The sequence below is a fragment of the Halorubrum depositum genome, assembly GCF_007671725.1.
In the GTDB taxonomy this organism is placed as follows: domain Archaea; phylum Halobacteriota; class Halobacteria; order Halobacteriales; family Haloferacaceae; genus Halorubrum; species Halorubrum depositum.
Map to the genome: position 1 here is coordinate 232930 of NZ_VCNM01000001.1, position 17799 is coordinate 250728.

General features: G+C 69.6%; 21 protein-coding genes. 14 read left to right on the top strand and 7 right to left on the bottom strand.

Annotated elements, in window-relative coordinates; translation table 11 throughout:
• Positions 1–41 precede the first annotated feature (41 nt).
• From FGM06_RS01270 to FGM06_RS01280, 3 genes are all read right to left on the bottom strand, one after another.
• Positions 42–1400, bottom strand: a complete 1359-nt coding sequence (locus FGM06_RS01270; RefSeq protein WP_144796688.1) for an MFS transporter — start codon at positions 1398–1400, stop codon at positions 42–44.
• 75 nt (positions 1401–1475) lie between these two features.
• Entirely contained in the window at positions 1476–2168 is a 693-nt protein-coding gene (locus tag FGM06_RS01275) for a TetR/AcrR family transcriptional regulator (protein ID WP_144796690.1), read from the bottom strand.
• 196 nt (positions 2169–2364) lie between these two features.
• Positions 2365–2559 carry a cold-shock protein gene (locus FGM06_RS01280; protein WP_092566404.1) on the bottom strand — a complete coding sequence of 65 codons (195 nt, stop codon included), beginning with the start codon at positions 2557–2559 and terminating at the stop codon, positions 2365–2367.
• 153 nt (positions 2560–2712) lie between these two features.
• Between FGM06_RS01280 and sdhC the strand changes: the two genes are divergently transcribed.
• From sdhC to FGM06_RS01310, 6 genes are all read left to right on the top strand, one after another.
• Positions 2713–3138 carry a succinate dehydrogenase, cytochrome b556 subunit gene (gene sdhC, locus FGM06_RS01285; RefSeq protein WP_144796692.1) on the top strand — a complete coding sequence of 142 codons (426 nt, stop codon included), beginning with the start codon at positions 2713–2715 and terminating at the stop codon, positions 3136–3138.
• A 1-nt stretch (position 3139) separates the two neighbouring features.
• The gene (locus tag FGM06_RS01290) at positions 3140–3511 is read left to right on the top strand and encodes a succinate dehydrogenase (protein WP_144796694.1); all 372 of its coding nucleotides are present in this window, start codon (positions 3140–3142) and stop codon (positions 3509–3511) included.
• Positions 3512–3518: 7 nt separating this feature from the next.
• A complete protein-coding gene (locus FGM06_RS01295) occupies positions 3519–4409 on the top strand; it encodes a succinate dehydrogenase/fumarate reductase iron-sulfur subunit (protein WP_144796696.1) in 891 nt (296 codons plus the stop codon).
• 52 nt (positions 4410–4461) lie between these two features.
• Positions 4462–6291, top strand: coding sequence for an FAD-binding protein (locus FGM06_RS01300; protein WP_144796698.1), 1830 nt, complete (start codon positions 4462–4464; stop codon positions 6289–6291).
• A gap of 293 nt (positions 6292–6584) precedes the next feature.
• The gene (locus FGM06_RS01305; protein ID WP_144796700.1) at positions 6585–6803 is read left to right on the top strand and encodes a helix-turn-helix domain-containing protein; all 219 of its coding nucleotides are present in this window, start codon (positions 6585–6587) and stop codon (positions 6801–6803) included.
• Between the two features lie 78 nt (positions 6804–6881).
• Positions 6882–7517 carry a uracil-DNA glycosylase gene (locus FGM06_RS01310; RefSeq protein ID WP_144796702.1) on the top strand — a complete coding sequence of 212 codons (636 nt, stop codon included), beginning with the start codon at positions 6882–6884 and terminating at the stop codon, positions 7515–7517.
• Between the two features lie 78 nt (positions 7518–7595).
• Here the strand turns inward: FGM06_RS01310 and FGM06_RS01315 are convergent, their stop codons facing one another.
• Positions 7596–8771, bottom strand: a complete 1176-nt coding sequence (locus FGM06_RS01315; protein ID WP_144796704.1) for an NAD-binding protein — start codon at positions 8769–8771, stop codon at positions 7596–7598.
• Between the two features lie 123 nt (positions 8772–8894).
• Between FGM06_RS01315 and FGM06_RS01320 the strand changes: the two genes are divergently transcribed.
• The 6 genes from FGM06_RS01320 to FGM06_RS01345 all read left to right on the top strand — a co-directional run bounded on the left by FGM06_RS01320 (position 8895) and on the right by FGM06_RS01345 (position 13446).
• Positions 8895–10190, top strand: coding sequence for a potassium channel family protein (locus FGM06_RS01320; protein ID WP_144796706.1), 1296 nt, complete (start codon positions 8895–8897; stop codon positions 10188–10190).
• Positions 10190–11533 carry a cation:proton antiporter regulatory subunit gene (locus FGM06_RS01325; RefSeq protein WP_144798494.1) on the top strand — a complete coding sequence of 448 codons (1344 nt, stop codon included), beginning with the start codon at positions 10190–10192 and terminating at the stop codon, positions 11531–11533. Before FGM06_RS01320 ends, FGM06_RS01325 begins: the two co-directional genes overlap by 1 nt.
• A 22-nt stretch (positions 11534–11555) precedes the next feature.
• Positions 11556–11840: a ubiquitin-like small modifier protein 1 gene (locus tag FGM06_RS01330; protein ID WP_144796708.1), complete on the top strand. Its 285-nt coding sequence runs from the start codon at positions 11556–11558 to the stop codon at positions 11838–11840.
• A gap of 39 nt (positions 11841–11879) precedes the next feature.
• Positions 11880–12971 carry a deoxyhypusine synthase gene (locus FGM06_RS01335; RefSeq protein WP_144796710.1) on the top strand — a complete coding sequence of 364 codons (1092 nt, stop codon included), beginning with the start codon at positions 11880–11882 and terminating at the stop codon, positions 12969–12971.
• 62 nt (positions 12972–13033) lie between these two features.
• The gene (locus FGM06_RS01340) at positions 13034–13234 is read left to right on the top strand and encodes a hypothetical protein (RefSeq protein WP_144796712.1); all 201 of its coding nucleotides are present in this window, start codon (positions 13034–13036) and stop codon (positions 13232–13234) included.
• Complete coding sequence (locus tag FGM06_RS01345) at positions 13234–13446, top strand: hypothetical protein (protein WP_144796714.1); 213 nt, start codon at positions 13234–13236, stop codon at positions 13444–13446. The genes FGM06_RS01340 and FGM06_RS01345 overlap by 1 nt, the downstream gene beginning before the upstream one ends.
• Before the next feature lie 22 nt (positions 13447–13468).
• Here the strand turns inward: FGM06_RS01345 and FGM06_RS01350 are convergent, their stop codons facing one another.
• The 3 genes from FGM06_RS01350 to FGM06_RS01360 all read right to left on the bottom strand — a co-directional run bounded on the left by FGM06_RS01350 (position 13469) and on the right by FGM06_RS01360 (position 15078).
• Positions 13469–14506, bottom strand: coding sequence for an MsnO8 family LLM class oxidoreductase (locus tag FGM06_RS01350; protein WP_144796715.1), 1038 nt, complete (start codon positions 14504–14506; stop codon positions 13469–13471).
• A 156-nt stretch (positions 14507–14662) separates the two neighbouring features.
• Positions 14663–14839 carry a 50S ribosomal protein L37e gene (locus tag FGM06_RS01355; RefSeq protein WP_144796717.1) on the bottom strand — a complete coding sequence of 59 codons (177 nt, stop codon included), beginning with the start codon at positions 14837–14839 and terminating at the stop codon, positions 14663–14665.
• Entirely contained in the window at positions 14836–15078 is a 243-nt protein-coding gene (locus tag FGM06_RS01360; protein ID WP_144796719.1) for an LSM domain-containing protein, read from the bottom strand. Before FGM06_RS01360 ends, FGM06_RS01355 begins: the two co-directional genes overlap by 4 nt.
• 311 nt (positions 15079–15389) lie before the next feature.
• Here FGM06_RS01360 and FGM06_RS01365 point away from each other — a divergent pair, with 311 nt between their 5' ends.
• Together FGM06_RS01365 and idsA3 are read left to right on the top strand one after the other, a co-directional pair.
• Entirely contained in the window at positions 15390–16742 is a 1353-nt protein-coding gene (locus FGM06_RS01365) for a ribonuclease J (RefSeq protein ID WP_144796721.1), read from the top strand.
• The gene (gene idsA3, locus FGM06_RS01370) at positions 16739–17785 is read left to right on the top strand and encodes a geranylfarnesyl diphosphate synthase (RefSeq protein ID WP_144796723.1); all 1047 of its coding nucleotides are present in this window, start codon (positions 16739–16741) and stop codon (positions 17783–17785) included. The genes FGM06_RS01365 and idsA3 overlap by 4 nt, the downstream gene beginning before the upstream one ends.
• Positions 17786–17799: the final 14 nt, after the last annotated feature.

A 17799-nucleotide genomic window follows, 5' to 3' on the forward strand; every position in this document is an offset into this window, starting at 1 on the left:
GATCGCGGTCGCATGCGCTCCCGCTCGGGAGTCGCGGTCGGCTACGACTCCGCGCCGATCGCGTCGTCGGCGGTGCGCCCCGGGAGGAACGTCCCGGTCTCGCGGCGGACGCCGACGAGCAGCGCCACGCCCGCGGCGAGCGGCATGACCGCGCACGCGGCGTAGATCGGCGCGAAGCCGACCGTCTCGATCAGCGGCAGCGACACCATCGGCCCGAGCCCGCCGCCGATGTCCCCGAACACGTTGTTCGTCCCGGAGGCCCGCCCCATCCGCTCGTCGGGGGTGAGGTCGGCCAGCAGCGCCATCATCGGGCCGCTCGTGCCGCCCTGTCCGGCGCCGATGAAGACGCAGGCGAGCGCGAGGTCGACGACGGACCCCGACCGGGCGAGCAGCAGGAACCCGACGCACGAGACGACGAGGAAGGTCAACAGGATCGGCGTGCGCGACTCCCGGGTGTCCGATATCCGACCGCCGACGAGCATGAAGAAGGCGGCGGAGAGGACGGTGCCGGCCATGAACAGCCCGGAGGTCCCCTGCGGGGCGAGCCCGAACAGCGAGATGTCGTTCTCGCCGAGGAACAGCACGAGCGTGGAGAACAGCGCGCCGATGTACGCGAACAGGAGCCCGAAGTTGACCAGCCCGACCGTGAGCGCCGGGACCGCGGTGTCGACGTCCCACGGCTTGATCGAGTCCCCCGAGCGGTCGCCCGTGACGTGCGTCTCCGGGACGTACCGGTGGGCGACGACGCTGGCGGTGAGCGCGAACGCGGCGGCGACGACGAAGGCGGCGGCGTTGCCGGCCAGCGACGAGACGATCCCGCCGAGCACGAGTCCGGCCGGGAACCCCATCGTGATGCCGCCGCGGACGACGCCCATGTTCGTCCCGCGCGACCCGCTGTCGGAGAGGTCGGCGGCGATGGTGTACGCGGTCGCGAACACCGCGGCGGAGCCGAATCCCCAGAGGACCCGTGCGAGGAGGAACCACGTCTCGGGCGCAACGACGACCGACAGCGGCGTGAACCACCACTCCGGACCGATCGCGACGGAGCCGACCGCGACCCGCGGCAGCGACGCCGCGAGCGGACGGAGCGACTCGGCCGGCGGCATCGCGAGCGCGACGACGTACCCTAAGGTGGCGATCCCCTCGACTAAGAGCCCGTACACGAACGGCTTGCGCGTCCCGTACCTGTCGACGAGGGCCCCGGCCGGCGCGTTCGCGACGAGCCGCACCCAGCGGTTCGCCGAGAGGATGACGCCGACCATGAACGCCGAGATGCCGAGGACGGCGCCGAGGTTCGGGAGAATCGGGAAGACGACGCCGCCGCCGAACCCGACGAAGAACGTGCTGGCGATCACCGCGAGCAGCACGGTCGGCGGGCGGTCGAAGCCGAACCACCCCATCTCAGGGGCCCCGCGGGGAAGCCGAATCGCTCCCGCGTCGCGGCGAGTTCCGCCCGCACCGCGCCGCGACGGCGGTCATTCCCCCTCGTCCGCGCGGTTCATCTCGGCGATACCGTCTTCCAGCGAGGGGAGCGCCACGTCCTCGGCGAGCAGCGGCTCGACGATCCGCTGGAGGGTCGCCTCGGCGACTCGGCGGGTGTACGTCGGCTCGGGGAGGTCGTCGATGTCGACCGCGTCGTCGCCGTCACCGCCGGTGAGCGTGATCTGTCGGGTCCGCGCGCCGTCGAGGGTGGCGACGACGAGCGCCGCCGTCTCCCCGACGTCGACCTCGCGGAACGTTCCCGCTTCGATCCCCGACTCGAGGATGTCGGCGACCGTGCCGCGGAGCAGGCGGTCGCTCCTGACGAGCTGCTCGCGGATGCGCTCGTTGAACGGCCCCTGCGTCCGGAGTTCGAGGAGGGCGATGTGGAACGCCTCGCGGTCGACGGCGTCGGCCTCGAAGACGAACCAGCCGACGAACCCCGCGAGCCGCTCGACCGGGGGGTCGTCGGCGTGGGCGCGGATCCGCGCCTCGGAGTCGGTGATGACGTAGTCGAGGAACGCGACGAGTAAGTCCTCCTTCGTGTCGTAGTGGTAGTGGAGCAGCGACTTGCTCTTCGAGCACTCGTCGGCGATGTCCTGCATCGTCACGTCGGCGTAGCCGTGGGCGCGGAGCGCGCGGTAGACCCCGTCCATGATCTCCTCGGCCGCGCTCGGCTGGTCGCTCATTGACTGACCGGTCAGTCAGCAACTGATAAATCCCTAACGGTCGGGGTCCGAACGGCCGGTTCCCGGGGCGCGATCGACTCCCGTTCGAGGACCGCCGAACCGCGCTCGCAAAATGCCCGCGGTCCGCGAACGTGGCGGTCGCTCACGGGCGTAGAACGGTCGAAAAGCCGATACAACCTTGAAACGTCGCCGGCGGTTACAGACGGGTGACGTTCGTGGCGCGCGGACCCTTGTCCGCCTCCTCGATGTCGAACTCGACTTCCTGACCTTCCTCGAGGTCCGGGCCGCCGACGTCCTCCATGTGGAAGAACACGTCCTCGTCCGCGTCGTCAGTCTCGATAAATCCGTAGCCGCCGGTGTCGTTGAAGAAGTCAACCTTCCCTTTCGCCATTGCGTCCGTAAGAGCGAGAGGAGTACATAAAAGGCTTCCGCGAACGAGGTCGCCGTGCTACTCGTGAGCACATCACGATACGGCGAGGGTCCGTCGGGGTCGATCCCGCCGTGTTAGAAACTACTATACGACCCCAGTGCGGAACCGTTAGACATGAGTCAGTCGTACAATCGAGGCCTCATCGAGGACTTCAGTCGGTGGCGGGAGTTCGAGGCGGGGATGTGGGCCTGGATCTTCCATAAGTTCACGGGATGGGTGCTCATCGGTTACCTGTTCACCCACATCGCCGTGTTGAGCACCGGAATCCCGGCTGCGGGCGCGGGCGAGGCCGCGATCATGGCCGGAGAGGACGTGTACACCCAGACGATCGTCAGCCTCGAGAGCCTGCTCTTAGTGCGGCTCCTCGAGGTCGGCCTGCTCGCGGTGGCCGTCTTCCACATGCTCAACGGCACCCGACTCCTCCTCGTCGACCTCGGCGTCGGCCTGGACGCACAGGACAAGAGCTTCTACGCGTCGCTGATCTTGACCGGAGCGATCACCGTCGCGTCGGTGCCGACGTTCATCGCGGGGGCGTTCTGAGATGGCGGAGCGCTACTCCTCGTTCAAGTCGGGCGGCCGGATGTGGCTGCTCCAGCGGATCACGGCGGCGTTCCTGCTCGTCGTGTTAGCCTTCCACTTCTTCCTGCTCCACTTCGTACACCACGCGGACGAGGTCTCGTTCCTCGCCAGCTCGGCGCGGATGGAGCAGATCAGCTACTACTCGCTGATGATCCTCTTCCTCGTGACCGCGACGTTCCACGGGGTCAACGGGGTGTACAACGCCCTCGTCAACCAGGGGCTCACCGGCACCAAACGCACCGTCATCAAGTGGACCCTCGTCGCCGCGAGCGCGGTCCTGATCGTTCAGGGCGTGCGCACCGCGAACGCGTGGGCGGGAATCGGACTCTACTGAACCGACCATGAGCACACAGATACCCAAGCAGACCGAGGAATCGAGCGAGACCGAAGCGGAGGCCGAAGCCCCCTCCAAGGGCGACGAGCGGCGGACTGAGAAGCGCCGCCGGGCCGCGGAGGAGCGCGCCCGTCGGCAGGCCGAGGAGGCCGAGAAGGCGGCGGCCGACGAGGAGACGATCGAGCTGAAGGTGTTCCGGTACGACCCCGAGGTGGAGGGGAAACAGGAGCCCCGGTTCGACACGTTCCACGTCCCGTTCACCAAGGGGATGACCGTCCTCGACGCGCTGATGTACTCGCGGGACAACTACGACTCCTCGCTCACGTTCCGCCACTCCTGTCGGCAGGCCGTCTGCGGCTCGGACGCCATGTTCGTCAACGGCGGCCAGAAGCTGGCGTGTAAGACGCAGATCGTCGACCTGCAGGAGCCGATCCGCGTCGAGCCGCTCCCGCACGCCGAGGTCGAGAAGGACCTCGTCGTCGACATGGAACACTTCTACGACCAGATGGAGGCCGTCGAGCCGTACTTCCAGACGAACGAGTACCCCGACGGCGAGCTGGAGGAGCAGCGCCAGACGCGGGAGAACCGCGAGAAGGTGAAGATGTCGACGCGCTGTATCTGGTGTGGCGCCTGCATGTCCTCGTGTAACATCGCCGCCGGCGACAACGAGTACCTCGGGCCCGCCGCGATCAACAAGGCGTACCGGTTCGCCATGGACGAGCGCGAGGGCGAGGACATCAAGCAGGAGCGGCTGGAGATCATCGAGCAGGAGCACGGCGTCTGGCGGTGTCAGACCCAGTTCTCCTGTACCGAGGTGTGCCCGAAGGACATCCCCCTTACCGAGCACATCCAGGAGCTGAAGCGGGAAGCGGTCAAGAGCAACCTGAAGTTCTGGTAGCGGCGGGAGACACCCTCAAGGGACTACGGAACCAACGAAATACCATATCACAATGCACGAACACGACGTCATCGTTGTCGGCGCCGGGGGGGCGGGACTCCGGGCGGCGATCGCGGCACAGGAAGCCGGGGCCGACGTGGCCATCGTCTCGAAACTCCACCCGGTCCGCTCGCACACGGGCGCGGCCGAAGGCGGAATCAACGCGGCGCTGCGCGACGCCGACTCCTGGCAGGACCACGCGTACGACACCATGAAGGGGTCGGACTACCTCGGCGACGCGCCGGCGGTCGAGGCCCTCTGTAAGGAGAGCCCGGAGGAGGTCATTCAACTGGAACACTGGGGGATGCCGTTCTCCCGCGAGGAGGACGGTCGCGTCTCGCAGCGCCCGTTCGGCGGGCTCTCCTTCCCCCGGACGACGTACGCCGGCGCCGAGACCGGCCACCAGATGCTCCATACGATGTACGAGCAGGTGGTCAAACGCGGCGTCACGGTGTACGACGAGTGGCACGTGATGGACCTGGCAGTCACCGACGAGGAGGACCCGGCCGACCGCACCTGCCACGGCGTCGTCGCCTACGACATCCAGAGCGGCGAGGTGAGCGGCTTCCGAGCCGACGACGGCGTCATCCTCGCGACGGGCGGGATGGGCCAGGTGTTCGACCACACCACCAACGCGGTCGCGAACACCGGCGACGGCGTCGCGATGGCGTACCGCGCGGGCGTCCCGATGGAGGACATGGAGTTCATTCAGTTCCACCCGACGACCCTGCCGTCGACGGGCGTCCTGATCTCCGAGGGCGTCCGCGGCGAGGGCGGCATCCTCTACAACAGCGAGGGCGAGCGCTTCATGTTCGAACACGGGTACGCGAACAACGACGGCGAGCTCGCCTCCCGCGACGTCGTCTCCCGCGCCGAGCTGACCGAGGTCAACGAGGGCCGCGGCATCGAGGACGAGTACGTCCACCTCGACATGCGCCACCTCGGCGAGGAGCGCATCCTCGACCGGCTGGAGAACATCCTCCACCTCGCGGAGGACTTCGAGGGCGCGGACGGGCTCACGGAGCCGATGCCGGTCAAGCCCGGCCAGCACTACGCGATGGGCGGGATCGAGACGAACGAGTTCGGCGAGACCGTCATCGGTGGACTGTACGCCGCCGGCGAGTGCGCCTGCGCGTCGGTCCACGGCGCGAACCGCCTCGGCGGCAACGCGCTCCCGGAGCTCATCGTCTTCGGCAAGCGAGCCGGCCGCCACGCCGCCGGCGAGGACATGGGCGAGGCAGAGATCACGACCGGCAGGGACGGCGAGTGGGAGCCCGCGGAGTACGAGTTCGAGGTCGAGGTCGGCGAGACCGGCGGACAGGGCCCCGCCGCGGCCGACGGCGGCGCGGTGGCGTCCGACGCCGAGAGCGTGCTCGGTACCGCCGTCGAGCGCGCCGAGGGCTACGTCGAGGAGCTCCTCGCGCGCAAGGGCCGCAACCACGCGGAGATCCGCTCGCAGGTCCAGGAGACGATGACCGCCAACGTCAACGTGTTCCGCGAGGAGGGCCGGCTCGAGGAGACCCTCGGCGACCTTCACGAGGCGCGCGAGGCGTACAAGGACGTCGCCGTCTCCGACCCGTCGCGGACGTTCAACACCGACCTGATCCACACGATGGAGACGCGGAACATCCTCGACATCGCCGAGGCGCTCACGATGGGCGCGCTCGCGCGGAAGGAGTTCCGCGGCGCTCACTGGCGGAAGGAACACCAGGAGCGGAAGGACGAGGAGTGGCTCAAACACACGCTCGTCTCGTGGAACGACGGCGAGCCCGAACTCTGGTACAAGCCGACGATCCTCGAGGGCGAGGACAAGACGTACGAGCCGAAGAGCCGGTCGTACTGAACCGTCGGACGCGACGCGGTCGCTTCGATACCGTCCCTCCGTCGCGGTCACCTCGGCGCGACCGCTCCGATTCGGCCGCATCGACACGATCGTCCCGGATCGTTCACGATTTCCTATCCGTCGTCGGTCGAAACGACCGGCGCGTTTCGGCACCGATGCCGACTACGCGTCGGTCCCGCGATCACTGCGTTCCCGTTTTCGGGCGGTCTAAGCCGACTCAGGGCCTTTCCGGTGGTTTTCGACGATCGTTGAATAGGGGATTTATTATCGTCGAACTCGACGCTTCGGACAAGATGATAGAGACACACACCGCGGCGCCGGCCCTGCCGCCGGAGCTGCAGTCGCCGCGCGCGAAGCTCGTGTACCTGTACCTGACGACGAACGGCGACGCGACCGTCTCGGAGATGGGCGACTCGCTCGGGATGAAGAAGATTTCGCTGTACAGCATCCTGAAGACCCTCAAGCGGGAGGGGATGGTGGACTCCGACGGCGACACCTACGAACTGAACTGATCCGGCCCGATCGCCGCTTCTCACCGACGCCCCGTGCCCCAGCGGAGCGTTTAGGGGCTCGCGGGACGCAGTGCGCCCGTGGACGCGAACCAACAGGAGCTCCGGAACCCGTTCGGGATGGACACGGCCTGCGAGAACTGCCCCGAGCTGTGCGACGCGCGGGAGCGCGTCGTCCACGGCTACGGCGACGTGGGCGCCGAGTTCCTCGTCGTCGGAACCGGGCCGACCGCGGCCGCCGAGGCGAACGGCGTGCCGTTCACGGGGTCCGGCAGCGGCGAACGCGTCCAGTCGATCTTCGCCGACCTCGGGTTCGTCCGGTCCGCGCCTGACGCAGCGGAGCCGGACGTCCAGAACGTCTTCTTCACGAGCCTGACGCGCTGCCGACACCCGGAGCGCGAGCCGACCGACCGCGAGGTCGACACCTGCGAGCCGTTCCTCAACGCGGAGATCCGGATGATAAACCCCCAGATAATCGTCCCCGTCGGGGACCGACCGCTCCGCGAGCTCGCGGTCGAGTACACGACGCGGCGCCCGGACTCCTTCGACGTCGACGCCGAGCACGCGACGACGATCCGCGGACGCGGCTTCGAGCTGGTGCCGATGAAGGAGCCGACCGAGATGACCGACGCCGAGGCCGACGCCTTCCGCGAGCACATGCGCGAGAGCGTGTTGAACCGGGACTACCGGCAGACCAAGGGGCGGCAGAGTCGCTGAGAATCGAATCCGAATCGTCGCGACCCGCCGGTGTGGCGGTCCGCTCGCGCGACGGCCCGCCGGCGCCGCGACCCGCCGTCAGTCGTCGAGGTCGACGTCGTCGAGGATCCCCTCTGTCGCGTCCCGGCTGTCCGCGCCGAACGCGCAGTCGATGAGGATGTGCCCGCCGAGCGTCGACGGCGAGATCACTTGGTCTGCGCCGGCGCGCCGGAGCTTGTCCACGTTCTCCCGCTGGGTCACCGCCGCGACGATCCGCACGTCGGGGTTGAGCTGGCGGGCGGTGAGGATGGCGAGCGCGTCTCGCGCGTCGTCCTCGGTGGCGACGACGACCGCGCGGGCGCCGTCGAGGTTGACCCGTTCGAGCGGCTCAACGTCGCTGGGGTCCGCGGTGTACACCGGAATCTCGCGGTCGGCGAGCCGCCGGGCGGCCGTCTCGTCGGGCGTCACCACGGCGTAGTCGACACCGTCGCGCTCGCTGAGTTCTTCGAGTATCGGTTCCGTCAGGTCCCCGTAGCCGAGCACGAGGACGTGGTCGTCGAGGAGGTCTATCTGTCTGTCTGTCATCTTTCCGAGCGCCTTGGAGAGCTGCGCCTCGATGGCGGGCGTGAGGAGGACCCCGAGCGCCACCGCGAACGCGGCGACGTTCATCACGAGCGAGGAGAGCACGAACAGCTGGGCGATGTCGGCGGACGCGCCGGCCTGCGGCGTCACGTCCCCGTAGCCGACCGTGGAGGCGGTGACGACGGTGAAGTAGAAGGCGTCGACGATCGTCTCCACCCCGTTGAACTGGTCGCGGAGCGCGTACGTGCCGACCGTCCCGTACGAGACCGCTGTCACGAGCGCAGCGCCCGCCGCGAGCTGCGTCGGTGACGGGGAGAAGCGCCGGTCGAACCGCCCGCGGTTGTAGACGAGCGGGGGCACCGACAGGACCGACAGCGCCACCAGCGGGAACGAGAGCACCGACGCCTGCATCAGTCCCTGAATCGCGGTCAGCGGCAGCAGGATCGCCGTGGAGTGCCAGCCCACCCGGTAGCCGTTCTTCAGCGCGAAGCCGCTCCCGAGCATCGCGAAGCCGGTGATCGTCCCGGTGAACCCGACCGTCTGACGGACGACGTCGGGGACGAGCGGGGCGAGCGGCCCGTCGACGCCGAGCCCGCCGATCTGGGCAAGCCCCGCGAGGATCGACAGGACCGCGACCGCGAACGTCAGGGCGATGGACGCCCGTACGGTCACCCAGTCGCGGGTCAGCTCCATACCGGCCCGTCGCCGAGGTTTAACTTAAACCCCGCGAGGGCGAAACGGTGTCGGCGTCGAGGGCGGCCGCGACGCGGTCCCCGCGCCGACAGGGGTTTAAGCGCACCGCCGAGTGTGGGGCGTATGTCACTGCCCGTCGAGATCGTCTTCGGGATCTACCTCGGGATCATCACGGGGATCCTGCCCGCGCTGGTCTCTGGGGTGCTCGGTTTCGTGTTCAAGTACGTCACCGGGGTGACGATCCCCGGGCTCGGGGTCGTCGTCCTCGCGCTCGCGATCGCCGGCATCAACGGCGGCCTGCTCGCCCTCAACGACGAGACGATCCGCTCGTCGGAGCGCGCGCCGGCGATCCTCACGGCCATCGTCGTCATTCTGATGATCTCGCTGTACGCGCACGCCCAGGGGGACAAGCTCGGCGCCACCGTCCCCAAGCGGCTCTCGCTCCAGCAGCTCCGCGACCGGACCCTCTCGACGGACGTCGTCGAGCTCGTCGGCGGTCGGGGGCGAGTCACCGTCGACGTCGCCGGCGAGGTGAACGACATGGAGGGGTACCCGCCGCTGCCGGCCGAGACCCGCCGCGCGATCGTCGACGGCGAGTGGACGTTCCCGGCCGACCTCCCGCTCGTCGAGCTGGAGGACCGGTTCGCGGAGCGGCTCCGGACCGAGCTCGACCTGGCCGACGTCGCCGTGCGGATCGACGAGCGCGCCAACGCGACGGTGGCCGCGGCGCCGCCGACCGGCGCGCTGTCGAAGCGGGTCCCGCAGGGGAAGCGCGCGGTGTCGGTTCCGGCGCTCGTCCCGACGGGTATCGCTCGCGGCGACGTCGTGCGCGTGCTCGCGTCCGACCTCAGCGTGGACGGGACCGTGCTGGCCGCCAGGACGAGCGGGAAGCCGGAGCCGGGCGCGTCGAAGTCGGCGACCGACCCGGGGGAAGCGGGAGGCGATCCGCTCGGGACCGAACGGACCGACGCCGAGCCGCGAGGGGACGGCGACCCTCGAACCGACGGCGGCGAGGCGCCCGCGGCCCCGCCGGCCGCGAGCGCTCCGACGACGACCGGGGGGGAGGGACGGGTGACGGTCGCAGTCGACCGGTCGGAGGCGAGCGCGCTGCTGCGCGCGGGTCGGGGGCGCGTCCTCGTCCTCTCCCGCGGCACGCGCCGGGAGTACGAGCTCACGACGCTGCTGCGTCGCGCGGGGAAGCGGTTCCGCAAGGTGTCCGTCGTCCCCGGCGGCCCCCTCGACGGCCACACGATCGGCGAGGTGGGCGTCCGCGAGGCGTACGACGTCGCCGTCCTCGCGGCGCGTCACGACTCGTGGACGATCGCGCCGAGCGGCTCGCAGCCCCTCTCCGCCGAGGACGAGCTGTTCGTCGTGGGGAGCCGCGACGCCCTCAACCGGTTCGCGGAGGTCGCGCGATGATCGCGTCCGCAGTCGCCGTCGCGCCCCCCGTCGATGTCGGCTTCGCGCGGCCGCGGCAGGCGGCGGTCACGCTCGTCACGTTCGCGGTCCTCTCGATACTCGTCGCCGGCGCGGCGGCGCTGACGTACCGGTGGTACTTCCGCGACGAGATCCCCGAGGGGGTCACCGTCCTGCTCGGCGTCTCCGTCGTCGCGTTATACCTCAACACGACCTCGCTCGGCGCGATCGCCGCCGGCGAGAGCCCGTCGCTGCTCGAACCGGAGAGCGTCTTCTTCAACGTCGTCTCGCTCGGCGTCGCGGCGGTGTTCGCTCCGGGCGGGCGGTACGTCGGCGATCGGCTCGCGGTCGACGTGTTCGCGCTCTCGGGGGCCAGGCAGCTCGAGGGCGAGCTGAGCGGCATCGTCCGAGCGGTCGGGCGGTTCACTGCCGTCACGCTCCCGTCGGCCGAGGAGATCAAGGACATGGACACCTACGACCCGGTGTCGCCCGAGAAGAAGGCCGAGATGGCCGAGAAGACCCTGCTGTTCGCGCGGAAGCTCTCCGGCGAGGAGCTCCGCGAACGGCTCGTCGAGCGGGTGAAAAGCGACCACGGCGTCGGGTACGTCGACGTCGACGTCACGGACGACGGCGAGATCGAGTACTTCGCGGTCGGCTCGCGCGCGGCGGGGCTCGGCCCGACGCTCGCGCCGGGGTCGGCCGCGGTCGCCGTGGCCGCGGACCCGCCGAACAACGCGACCGCCGGCGACGCGGTCCAGCTCTGGCGGACCGACCCCGAACCGAAGCGGATCGCCACGGGCGAGCTCCGGGGCGTCGCCGGCGACGCGGCGACCGTCGCGCTCGACGAGTCCGACGCGGAGGGGCTCACGGAGGAGGAGTCCTACCGGATCGTGACGCTCCCGTCCGAGCCGCAGGCCGACCGGGAGTTCGCCTCGCTGCTCCGGAACGCCGACGAGACGATGGCGGCGATCACGGTCGGCGCCGGCAGCGCCCTCGCCGGGAGCACCGTCGGCGACGTCGAGGTCGTCGTCGCCGCCGTCCGACCGGAGAACGGGTCGGTACAGCCGATCCCGCGGCGCGGGTACGCCTTCGGCGCCGGCGACCTGGTGTACCTGGTCGGTCGGCCCGACGCCCTCCGTCGGTTCGAGGCCGACGCCGGCGGGGAGCGGGCGGATCCGTCGAGCGTCACGCCGACGGCCGGCTCCGCCTCCGGACGGGAGGGGGTCGAACCGTCCGAAGAAGCTCCCGAGACCGAACCGTCCGCGGGCGACACTGAGACCGAGCCGGACGACGGGGATCGGACCGACACCGAAAGCGAGGCCGGCGAGGGGACGCAACGCTCTTGAGGCGTCCGTGCGGGGTTCGCGTATGGAGTGGAAGCTGTTCGCGGACCTCGCGGAGACCGCCGGCGGCCGCAACGTCGAGGTCGAGGCGTCACCGGGCGACACGGTCGGCGACGCGCTCGACGCCCTGCTTGACGCGCACCCCGCCCTCCGGGACCGCGTGCTCGAAGACGGAGCGGTGGCCGACCACATCAACGTCCTCCGGAACGGGCGGAGCGTCCGCCACGACGAGGGATTGGAGACGACGCTGGAGGAGGGGGACGAGCTGGCGCTGTTCCCGCCGGTAAGCGGGGGCTCGGTCGGGCGATAGATCGGTCGTTTCAAACGGTCGCGCGTCGCATCACTCGGCATGAGCGACGGCGACGGACACGACGAGAGCGACGGGCATGACGGTGAGCACGGCGACGACCCGCACCGCGAGGAGTTCCACGAGAACCCGGTCGGACACACGCGCGCGACGGCCGACATGACGGTCGGCGAGCTGGTCGAGGGGTACGGCGACGCCGGGATCGGCGCGGCGTCGGTCAACGAGGCGGGCGACGTGCTCGCGGAGATGTTCGCGAACGAGGACTGCACCGTCTTCCTCTCGCTGGCCGGGGCGATGGTCCCGGCGGGGATGCGTCGGATCGTCTCGGACCTCATCCGCGACGGCTACGTCGACGCCCTCGTGACCACGGGCGCGAACCTCACCCACGACTCGATCGAGGCGATCGGCGGGAAACACCACCACGGGCGGACCCACGACCCCGAGAAGAGCCTCCGCGAGCACGACGAGGGGCTCCGCGACGAGGGCGTCGACCGCATCTACAACGTCTACCTCCCGCAGGAGCACTTCGCCGCGTTCGAGGGCCACCTCCGCGAGGAGGTGTTCCCGGCGCTGGAGGCCGACCCGGACGCCGAGGGCGACGGGAGCGCCGGGTCGGGCGACGGCGCCGTCTCCATCGCCGACCTCGCGCGCGAGCTCGGTCGCGCGAACGCCGCGGTCAACGAGCGCGACGACGTGGCCGAGGACCCCGGCGTCGCCGCCGCGGCCTACGAGTGCGACGTGCCGGTCTACTGCCCGGCGGTACAGGACTCGGTCCTGGGGCTCCAGGCGTGGATGTACGCGCAGACGGCCGACTTCACGCTCGACGCCTTAGCCGACATGACGGAACTGACCGACCTCGCGTTCGAGGCCGACGACGCCGGCTGCCTGCTCGTCGGCGGCGGCGTCCCGAAGAACTTCACCCTCCAGACGATGCTCGTCACGCCGCGCGCGTACGACTACGCGGTGCAGATCACGATGGACCCGGAGGCGACCGGCGGCCTCTCAGGCGCTACCCTCGAGGAGGCTCGGTCGTGGGGGAAGCTGGAGAAGGACGCGCGCAACGCCTCCGTCTACGGCGACGCGACCGTCATGCTGCCGATGCTGATCGCGGCCGCTCGCGAACGCGTGGAGTAGTCCAGATCACTCGTAATTACATGCAATTAGATTTTTGTGCCGGGAGCTACTGGTCCGACGCAATGAGCGACTACACCACCATCTCGCTGCGGAAGGAGTTCGTCGCGGACGTCGAGGAGTACATCGAAGACGAGCCGTTCGGCTCGGTGAAGGAGTTCGTGAAGCACGTCGTCGTCCAGGAGATGGAGTCGGACGACGAGATCAGCGAGGCGGAGGCCCGCCGTATCGGCCAGCGGCTTCGGGACTTGGGGTACGTCGACTGATGAGCGTCGCCGACGGCGCCCCGATCGACCTGCCCGAGCGCGTGGACAGGGCCGACGCGATCCTCGCCGGTATGCCGCTGCTGTTCGTCGGCGGGTACGGCGCCGCGGCGGCGGTGGTCGAGGGGTGGGTGGTCCCCGTCGCCACCGCCGCGCTGGCGTGCGCGCTGCTGATGCTCGACGGGCTGGTCCGGAACCCGCCGCGCGCTCGGTGAGAGGGACGGCGACGCCGGCGCGTCAGTCCTCCCGCTCCTCCAGTCCGACCGCCTCGGCCAGCAGCGCGTGCGACTCCAGCGCGTCGTCGTGGTCGGGGACCGCGTGCTGGATCATCACCTCGTCGACGCCGACGCGGTCGGCGAGCTGCTCGAGCAGCCCGGCGATCGTCTCCGGACCCCCGGAGATCGACCGCGGCCACTCCCCGTCGTCGAGCGTCGCGGGCGTCGGCTCCGGAACCCCGCCGAGTTCGTCGATCGCCTCCGCGACGCTCGGCGTCGAGTCGCCGAGGTCTCCCCGTTGCATCCGCCGGAAGGTCGCCTCCGCGGGGGCGCGACGGCGTGCGGCGGCCGCGTCGCTCTCGGCAGCGACCGCGTTGACCGCGATCATCCCCGTCGGCTCGTCGGGGCCAATGGGGAGCGCGCCGGGCTCGAACGCGTCGCGGTAGGCCGCGAAGGCGCGCTCCGCGAACCCGGGGCGGATGAATCCGGCGAAGCAGTACCGGAGCCCGAGCTTGCCGGCGATCTCCCCGCTCGCCGGGCTCGACCCGAGCACCCACGGGACCGGGGGACCGTCCCCGGAGCGCGGGACGCCGAGGTCGGCGTACTCGTGCTCGTCCGGGTAGTCGTCGTAGAGGTGGCTCACGAGCGCGCGGATCCGCTCTGCGTGGTCCTCGTTCGGGTTCTCGACGCGGCGGCTCGTCCCGAGCGCGCGGTCGGCGGCCGGCGGACCGTTCGCCCGGCCGACGCCGACGTCGACCCGCCCCGGCGCGAGCCCGTCGAGCGTCCCGAACGCCTCGGCGACCTTGAACGGGCTGTAGCGGTTGAGCAGGACGGCCCCGCTGCCGATGCGGATGTCGTCGGTCGCGCCCGCCAGCCGGCCGAGGAGCACCTCCGGGGTCGTCCCCGCGAGGCGGTCGGTCCGGCCGTGGTGCTCGGCGACCCAGAAGCGCGAGTACCCCAGTCGCTCCGCCTGCTCGGCGGCCGCGACCGTGTTCGCGAAGGCGTCGGCGGCGGTCCCGTCTTCCGGGACCGGCGAGAGGTCGACGACGGAGAGGTCCATGCCCGGGCTCGGCGACCGCCGGTAGTAAGGGTTCGGCCGGCGGCGGAATCGTGGGGTTCAGCCGGCGGCGGAATCGTGGGGTTCGAGGGGTCCGCCGCGACCGGACCCGACGCTACGGGAGTCGAGCGGAAACGAGAGATCGAGAAAGCGTCGTCGTCAGTGGTCGCCGGTCTTCGACTGCCACGCGTAGTCGCGGCGCTTCGCGGACTTGCCGAAGCCGCAGGAGGAGCAGCGCTCCTTCTTGACGTGGTAGGACTTCTCGCCGCAGCGGCGGCACTTCACGTGAACCGTCTTGTTCTTCTTCCCCTGAGAGGGCGTTCCGGAGCCGGTCATGCTTTGATGGTGACGACGTTATCGCCGCGTATAATCGTTGTGTCTTCGATCGCGACGGCGAACTCGCCATCGAGGTCGCCGTCGACGCGGTCGTCAACGTCGGCCTCCGGTTCGATGACGACGTTCATGTGTTGGTCGTAGCCGGATAAGATTCCGTAGTAGGTCGTCCCGTCCTTCAGGTGTACCGTCACCGGCTCCTCGAGCGACGCTTCGAGCACGTCGAGGGGTCGTCCACTCATTGTACGTATCGCCGCCCGTCGCGGTAATAAAAATACCGGGACACGAAGGGACCGGTTGGGTGAAAGTCCGTTCTCGCGCGGCGAGACGGTCTGGTACCGCCGTGTTACCGGTCGGCGCGGGCGCGACCGAACCCCGGTGTTTTTAACACGGGCTCCTGTATCTCGGGACACCACACTCCCGCGGGACACGGTGAGCCGACGTCGGCTCGGCCGTAGCGGGGCCTCAACGACGCGCGGTCGGACGAAGCGCTGACGGCTCCTTGCGGGGTTTCAGTGATGGACGCCGTTCAGGCGTTCGATATACACAAACCATGGAAATCGAAATTGCGACACTCGGCGGTTACGAAGAGGTCGGTCGACAGATGACGGCGGTCCGCGCGGGCGACGACATCGTCATCTTCGACATGGGCCTGAACCTCAGTAAGGTCCTCATCCACGACAACGTGGAGACCGAGAGCATGCACAGCCTCGACCTGATCGACATGGGCGCGATCCCGGACGACCGCGTCATGAGCGAGCTGGAGGGCGACGTCCAGGCGATCGTCCCCACCCACGGCCACCTCGACCACATCGCGGGCATTCCGAAGCTCGCCCACCGGTACGACGCCCCGATCGTCGGCTCCCCGTACACGATCGAGCTGGTCAAACAGCAGATCGCCGACGAGGGGAAGTTCCAAGTCGACAACGACCTCGTGAAGATGAAGGCGGGCGGCACGATGGCGATCGGTGACTCCGAGCAGGTCGAGATGGAGTTCGTCAACGTCACCCACTCGATCATCGACGCGATCAACCCGGTCCTCCACACCCCCGAGGGTGCGATCGTCTACGGCCTCGACAAGCGCCTGGACCACACCCCCGTCATCGGCGACCCGATCGACATGGACCGGTTCCGCGAGATCGGCCGCCAGGACGAGGGCGTCCTCTGTTACATCGAGGACTGCACGAACGCCGGCCGGAAGGGCCGGACGCCCTCGGAGTCGTACGCGAAGAAGCACGTCGAGGACACGCTGACATCGATGGAGGACTACTCGGGCGGGATCGTCGCCACGACGTTCTCCTCGCACATCGCCCGCGTGAAGACGCTCGTCGAGTACGCCCGCGAGATCGGCCGCCAGCCGGTCCTCCTCGGCCGCTCGATGGAGAAGTACTCGGGCACCGCCGAGCGGCTCGACTTCGTCGACTTCCAGGGCGACGTCGGCATGTACGGCCACCGGAAGTCCGTCGACCGCGCGTTCAAGCGGATCATGAAGGAGGGGAAGGGGAACTTCCTCCCCATCGTGACGGGTCACCAGGGCGAGCCGCGCGCGATGTTAACCCGCATGGGCCGCGGCGAGACCCCGTACGAAATCGACGACGGCGACAAGGTCGTCTTCAGCGCCAGCGTCATCCCGGAGCCCACCAACGAGGGCCAGCGCTACCAGTCGGAGCAGCTCCTCCGGATGCAGGGCGCGCGCCTCTACGACGACATCCACGTCTCCGGCCACCTCCGCGAGGAGGGCCACTACGAGATGCTGCAGGCGCTGCAGCCCCAGCACCTCATCCCGGCCCACCAGTCGCTGGAGGGGCGCTCGCCGTACGTGAACCTCGCCACCTCGCAGGGGTACAAGCTCGGACGTGACATCCACGTCACGCAGAACGGCAACGTCATCCAACTCGCCGAATGACGAGCGAGACGAAGGAGGCGCGGGTGCTGGACGCCATCCGCGAGCGGCGCGAACTGGTCAACGCCGCTATCGACGAAGAGCTGCCGGTACAGCACCCGGAGCGCCTCTACGAGGCGACGCGGTACATCCTGGAGGCGGGCGGGAAGCGGCTGCGCCCGACGGTGGCGACGCTCGCCGCGGAGGCCGTCGCTGGCGTCGAGCCGATGAGCGTCGACTTCCGCGAGTTCGCCGCCCTCGACGGGACCGAGGTGGACGTGATGCGCGCGGCGGTCGCCATCGAGGTGATCCAGTCGTTCACCCTGATCCACGACGACATCATGGACGAGGACGAGCTCCGGCGCGGCGTCCCCGCCGTCCACGAGAAGTACGACACGTCGACGGCGATCCTCGCCGGCGACACGCTCTACTCGAAGGCGTTCGAGTTCATGACGGAGACGGGCGCGGCGCCCGAGAACGGGCTGGAGGCGATGCGGATGCTCGCGTCCACCTGCACCGAGATCTGCGAGGGACAGGCGCTCGACGTCTCCTTCGAGTCGCGCGACGACATCCTCCCGGAGGAGTACCTCGAGATGGTCGAGCTGAAGACCGCGGTCCTCTACGGGGCGTCGGCGGCGACGCCGGCCGTCCTGCTCGGCGCCGACGACGAGGTCGTCGACGCGCTGTACGAGTACGGGATCGACTCGGGGCGGGCGTTCCAGATCCAGGACGACGTGCTCGATCTCACCGTCCCCTCCGAGGAGCTCGGCAAGCAGCGCGGCTCCGACCTCGTCGAGGGGAAGGAGACGCTGATCACGCTCCACGCGCGACAGGAGGGCGTCGACGTCGACGGGCTCGTCGACGCCGACACCCCGGCCGAGGTCACGGAGTCGGCCATCGAGGACGCGGTTGCCGCCCTCGAGGAGGCCGGCTCGATCGCGTACGCCCGCGAGACGGCCGAGGACCTCACGGCGCGGTCGAAAGAGCACCTCGAACTGCTCCCCGAGGGCGGCTCCCGGAGCCTCCTCGAGGACCTCGCGGACTACCTGATCGTCCGCGGCTACTGAGCGGGTCGGCGGGC

What these genes read in the sequence shown, in the direction of transcription:
- FGM06_RS01270 (WP_144796688.1), bottom strand. Translation starts at nt 1,400, where the DNA reads ATGGGGTGGTTCGGCTTCGACCGCCCGCCGACCGTGCTGCTCGCGGTG.
- FGM06_RS01275 (WP_144796690.1), bottom strand. Translation starts at nt 2,168, where the DNA reads ATGAGCGACCAGCCGAGCGCGGCCGAGGAGATCATGGACGGGGTCTAC.
- FGM06_RS01280 (WP_092566404.1), bottom strand. Translation starts at nt 2,559, where the DNA reads ATGGCGAAAGGGAAGGTTGACTTCTTCAACGACACCGGCGGCTACGGA.
- sdhC (WP_144796692.1), top strand. Translation starts at nt 2,713, where the DNA reads ATGAGTCAGTCGTACAATCGAGGCCTCATCGAGGACTTCAGTCGGTGG.
- FGM06_RS01290 (WP_144796694.1), top strand. Translation starts at nt 3,140, where the DNA reads ATGGCGGAGCGCTACTCCTCGTTCAAGTCGGGCGGCCGGATGTGGCTG.
- FGM06_RS01295 (WP_144796696.1), top strand. Translation starts at nt 3,519, where the DNA reads ATGAGCACACAGATACCCAAGCAGACCGAGGAATCGAGCGAGACCGAA.
- FGM06_RS01300 (WP_144796698.1), top strand. Translation starts at nt 4,462, where the DNA reads ATGCACGAACACGACGTCATCGTTGTCGGCGCCGGGGGGGCGGGACTC.
- FGM06_RS01305 (WP_144796700.1), top strand. Translation starts at nt 6,585, where the DNA reads ATGATAGAGACACACACCGCGGCGCCGGCCCTGCCGCCGGAGCTGCAG.
- FGM06_RS01315 (WP_144796704.1), bottom strand. Translation starts at nt 8,771, where the DNA reads ATGGAGCTGACCCGCGACTGGGTGACCGTACGGGCGTCCATCGCCCTG.
- FGM06_RS01320 (WP_144796706.1), top strand. Translation starts at nt 8,895, where the DNA reads ATGTCACTGCCCGTCGAGATCGTCTTCGGGATCTACCTCGGGATCATC.
- FGM06_RS01330 (WP_144796708.1), top strand. Translation starts at nt 11,556, where the DNA reads ATGGAGTGGAAGCTGTTCGCGGACCTCGCGGAGACCGCCGGCGGCCGC.
- FGM06_RS01335 (WP_144796710.1), top strand. Translation starts at nt 11,880, where the DNA reads ATGAGCGACGGCGACGGACACGACGAGAGCGACGGGCATGACGGTGAG.
- FGM06_RS01340 (WP_144796712.1), top strand. Translation starts at nt 13,034, where the DNA reads ATGAGCGACTACACCACCATCTCGCTGCGGAAGGAGTTCGTCGCGGAC.
- FGM06_RS01345 (WP_144796714.1), top strand. Translation starts at nt 13,234, where the DNA reads ATGAGCGTCGCCGACGGCGCCCCGATCGACCTGCCCGAGCGCGTGGAC.
- FGM06_RS01350 (WP_144796715.1), bottom strand. Translation starts at nt 14,506, where the DNA reads ATGGACCTCTCCGTCGTCGACCTCTCGCCGGTCCCGGAAGACGGGACC.
- FGM06_RS01355 (WP_144796717.1), bottom strand. Translation starts at nt 14,839, where the DNA reads ATGACCGGCTCCGGAACGCCCTCTCAGGGGAAGAAGAACAAGACGGTT.
- FGM06_RS01360 (WP_144796719.1), bottom strand. Translation starts at nt 15,078, where the DNA reads ATGAGTGGACGACCCCTCGACGTGCTCGAAGCGTCGCTCGAGGAGCCG.
- FGM06_RS01365 (WP_144796721.1), top strand. Translation starts at nt 15,390, where the DNA reads ATGGAAATCGAAATTGCGACACTCGGCGGTTACGAAGAGGTCGGTCGA.
- idsA3 (WP_144796723.1), top strand. Translation starts at nt 16,739, where the DNA reads ATGACGAGCGAGACGAAGGAGGCGCGGGTGCTGGACGCCATCCGCGAG.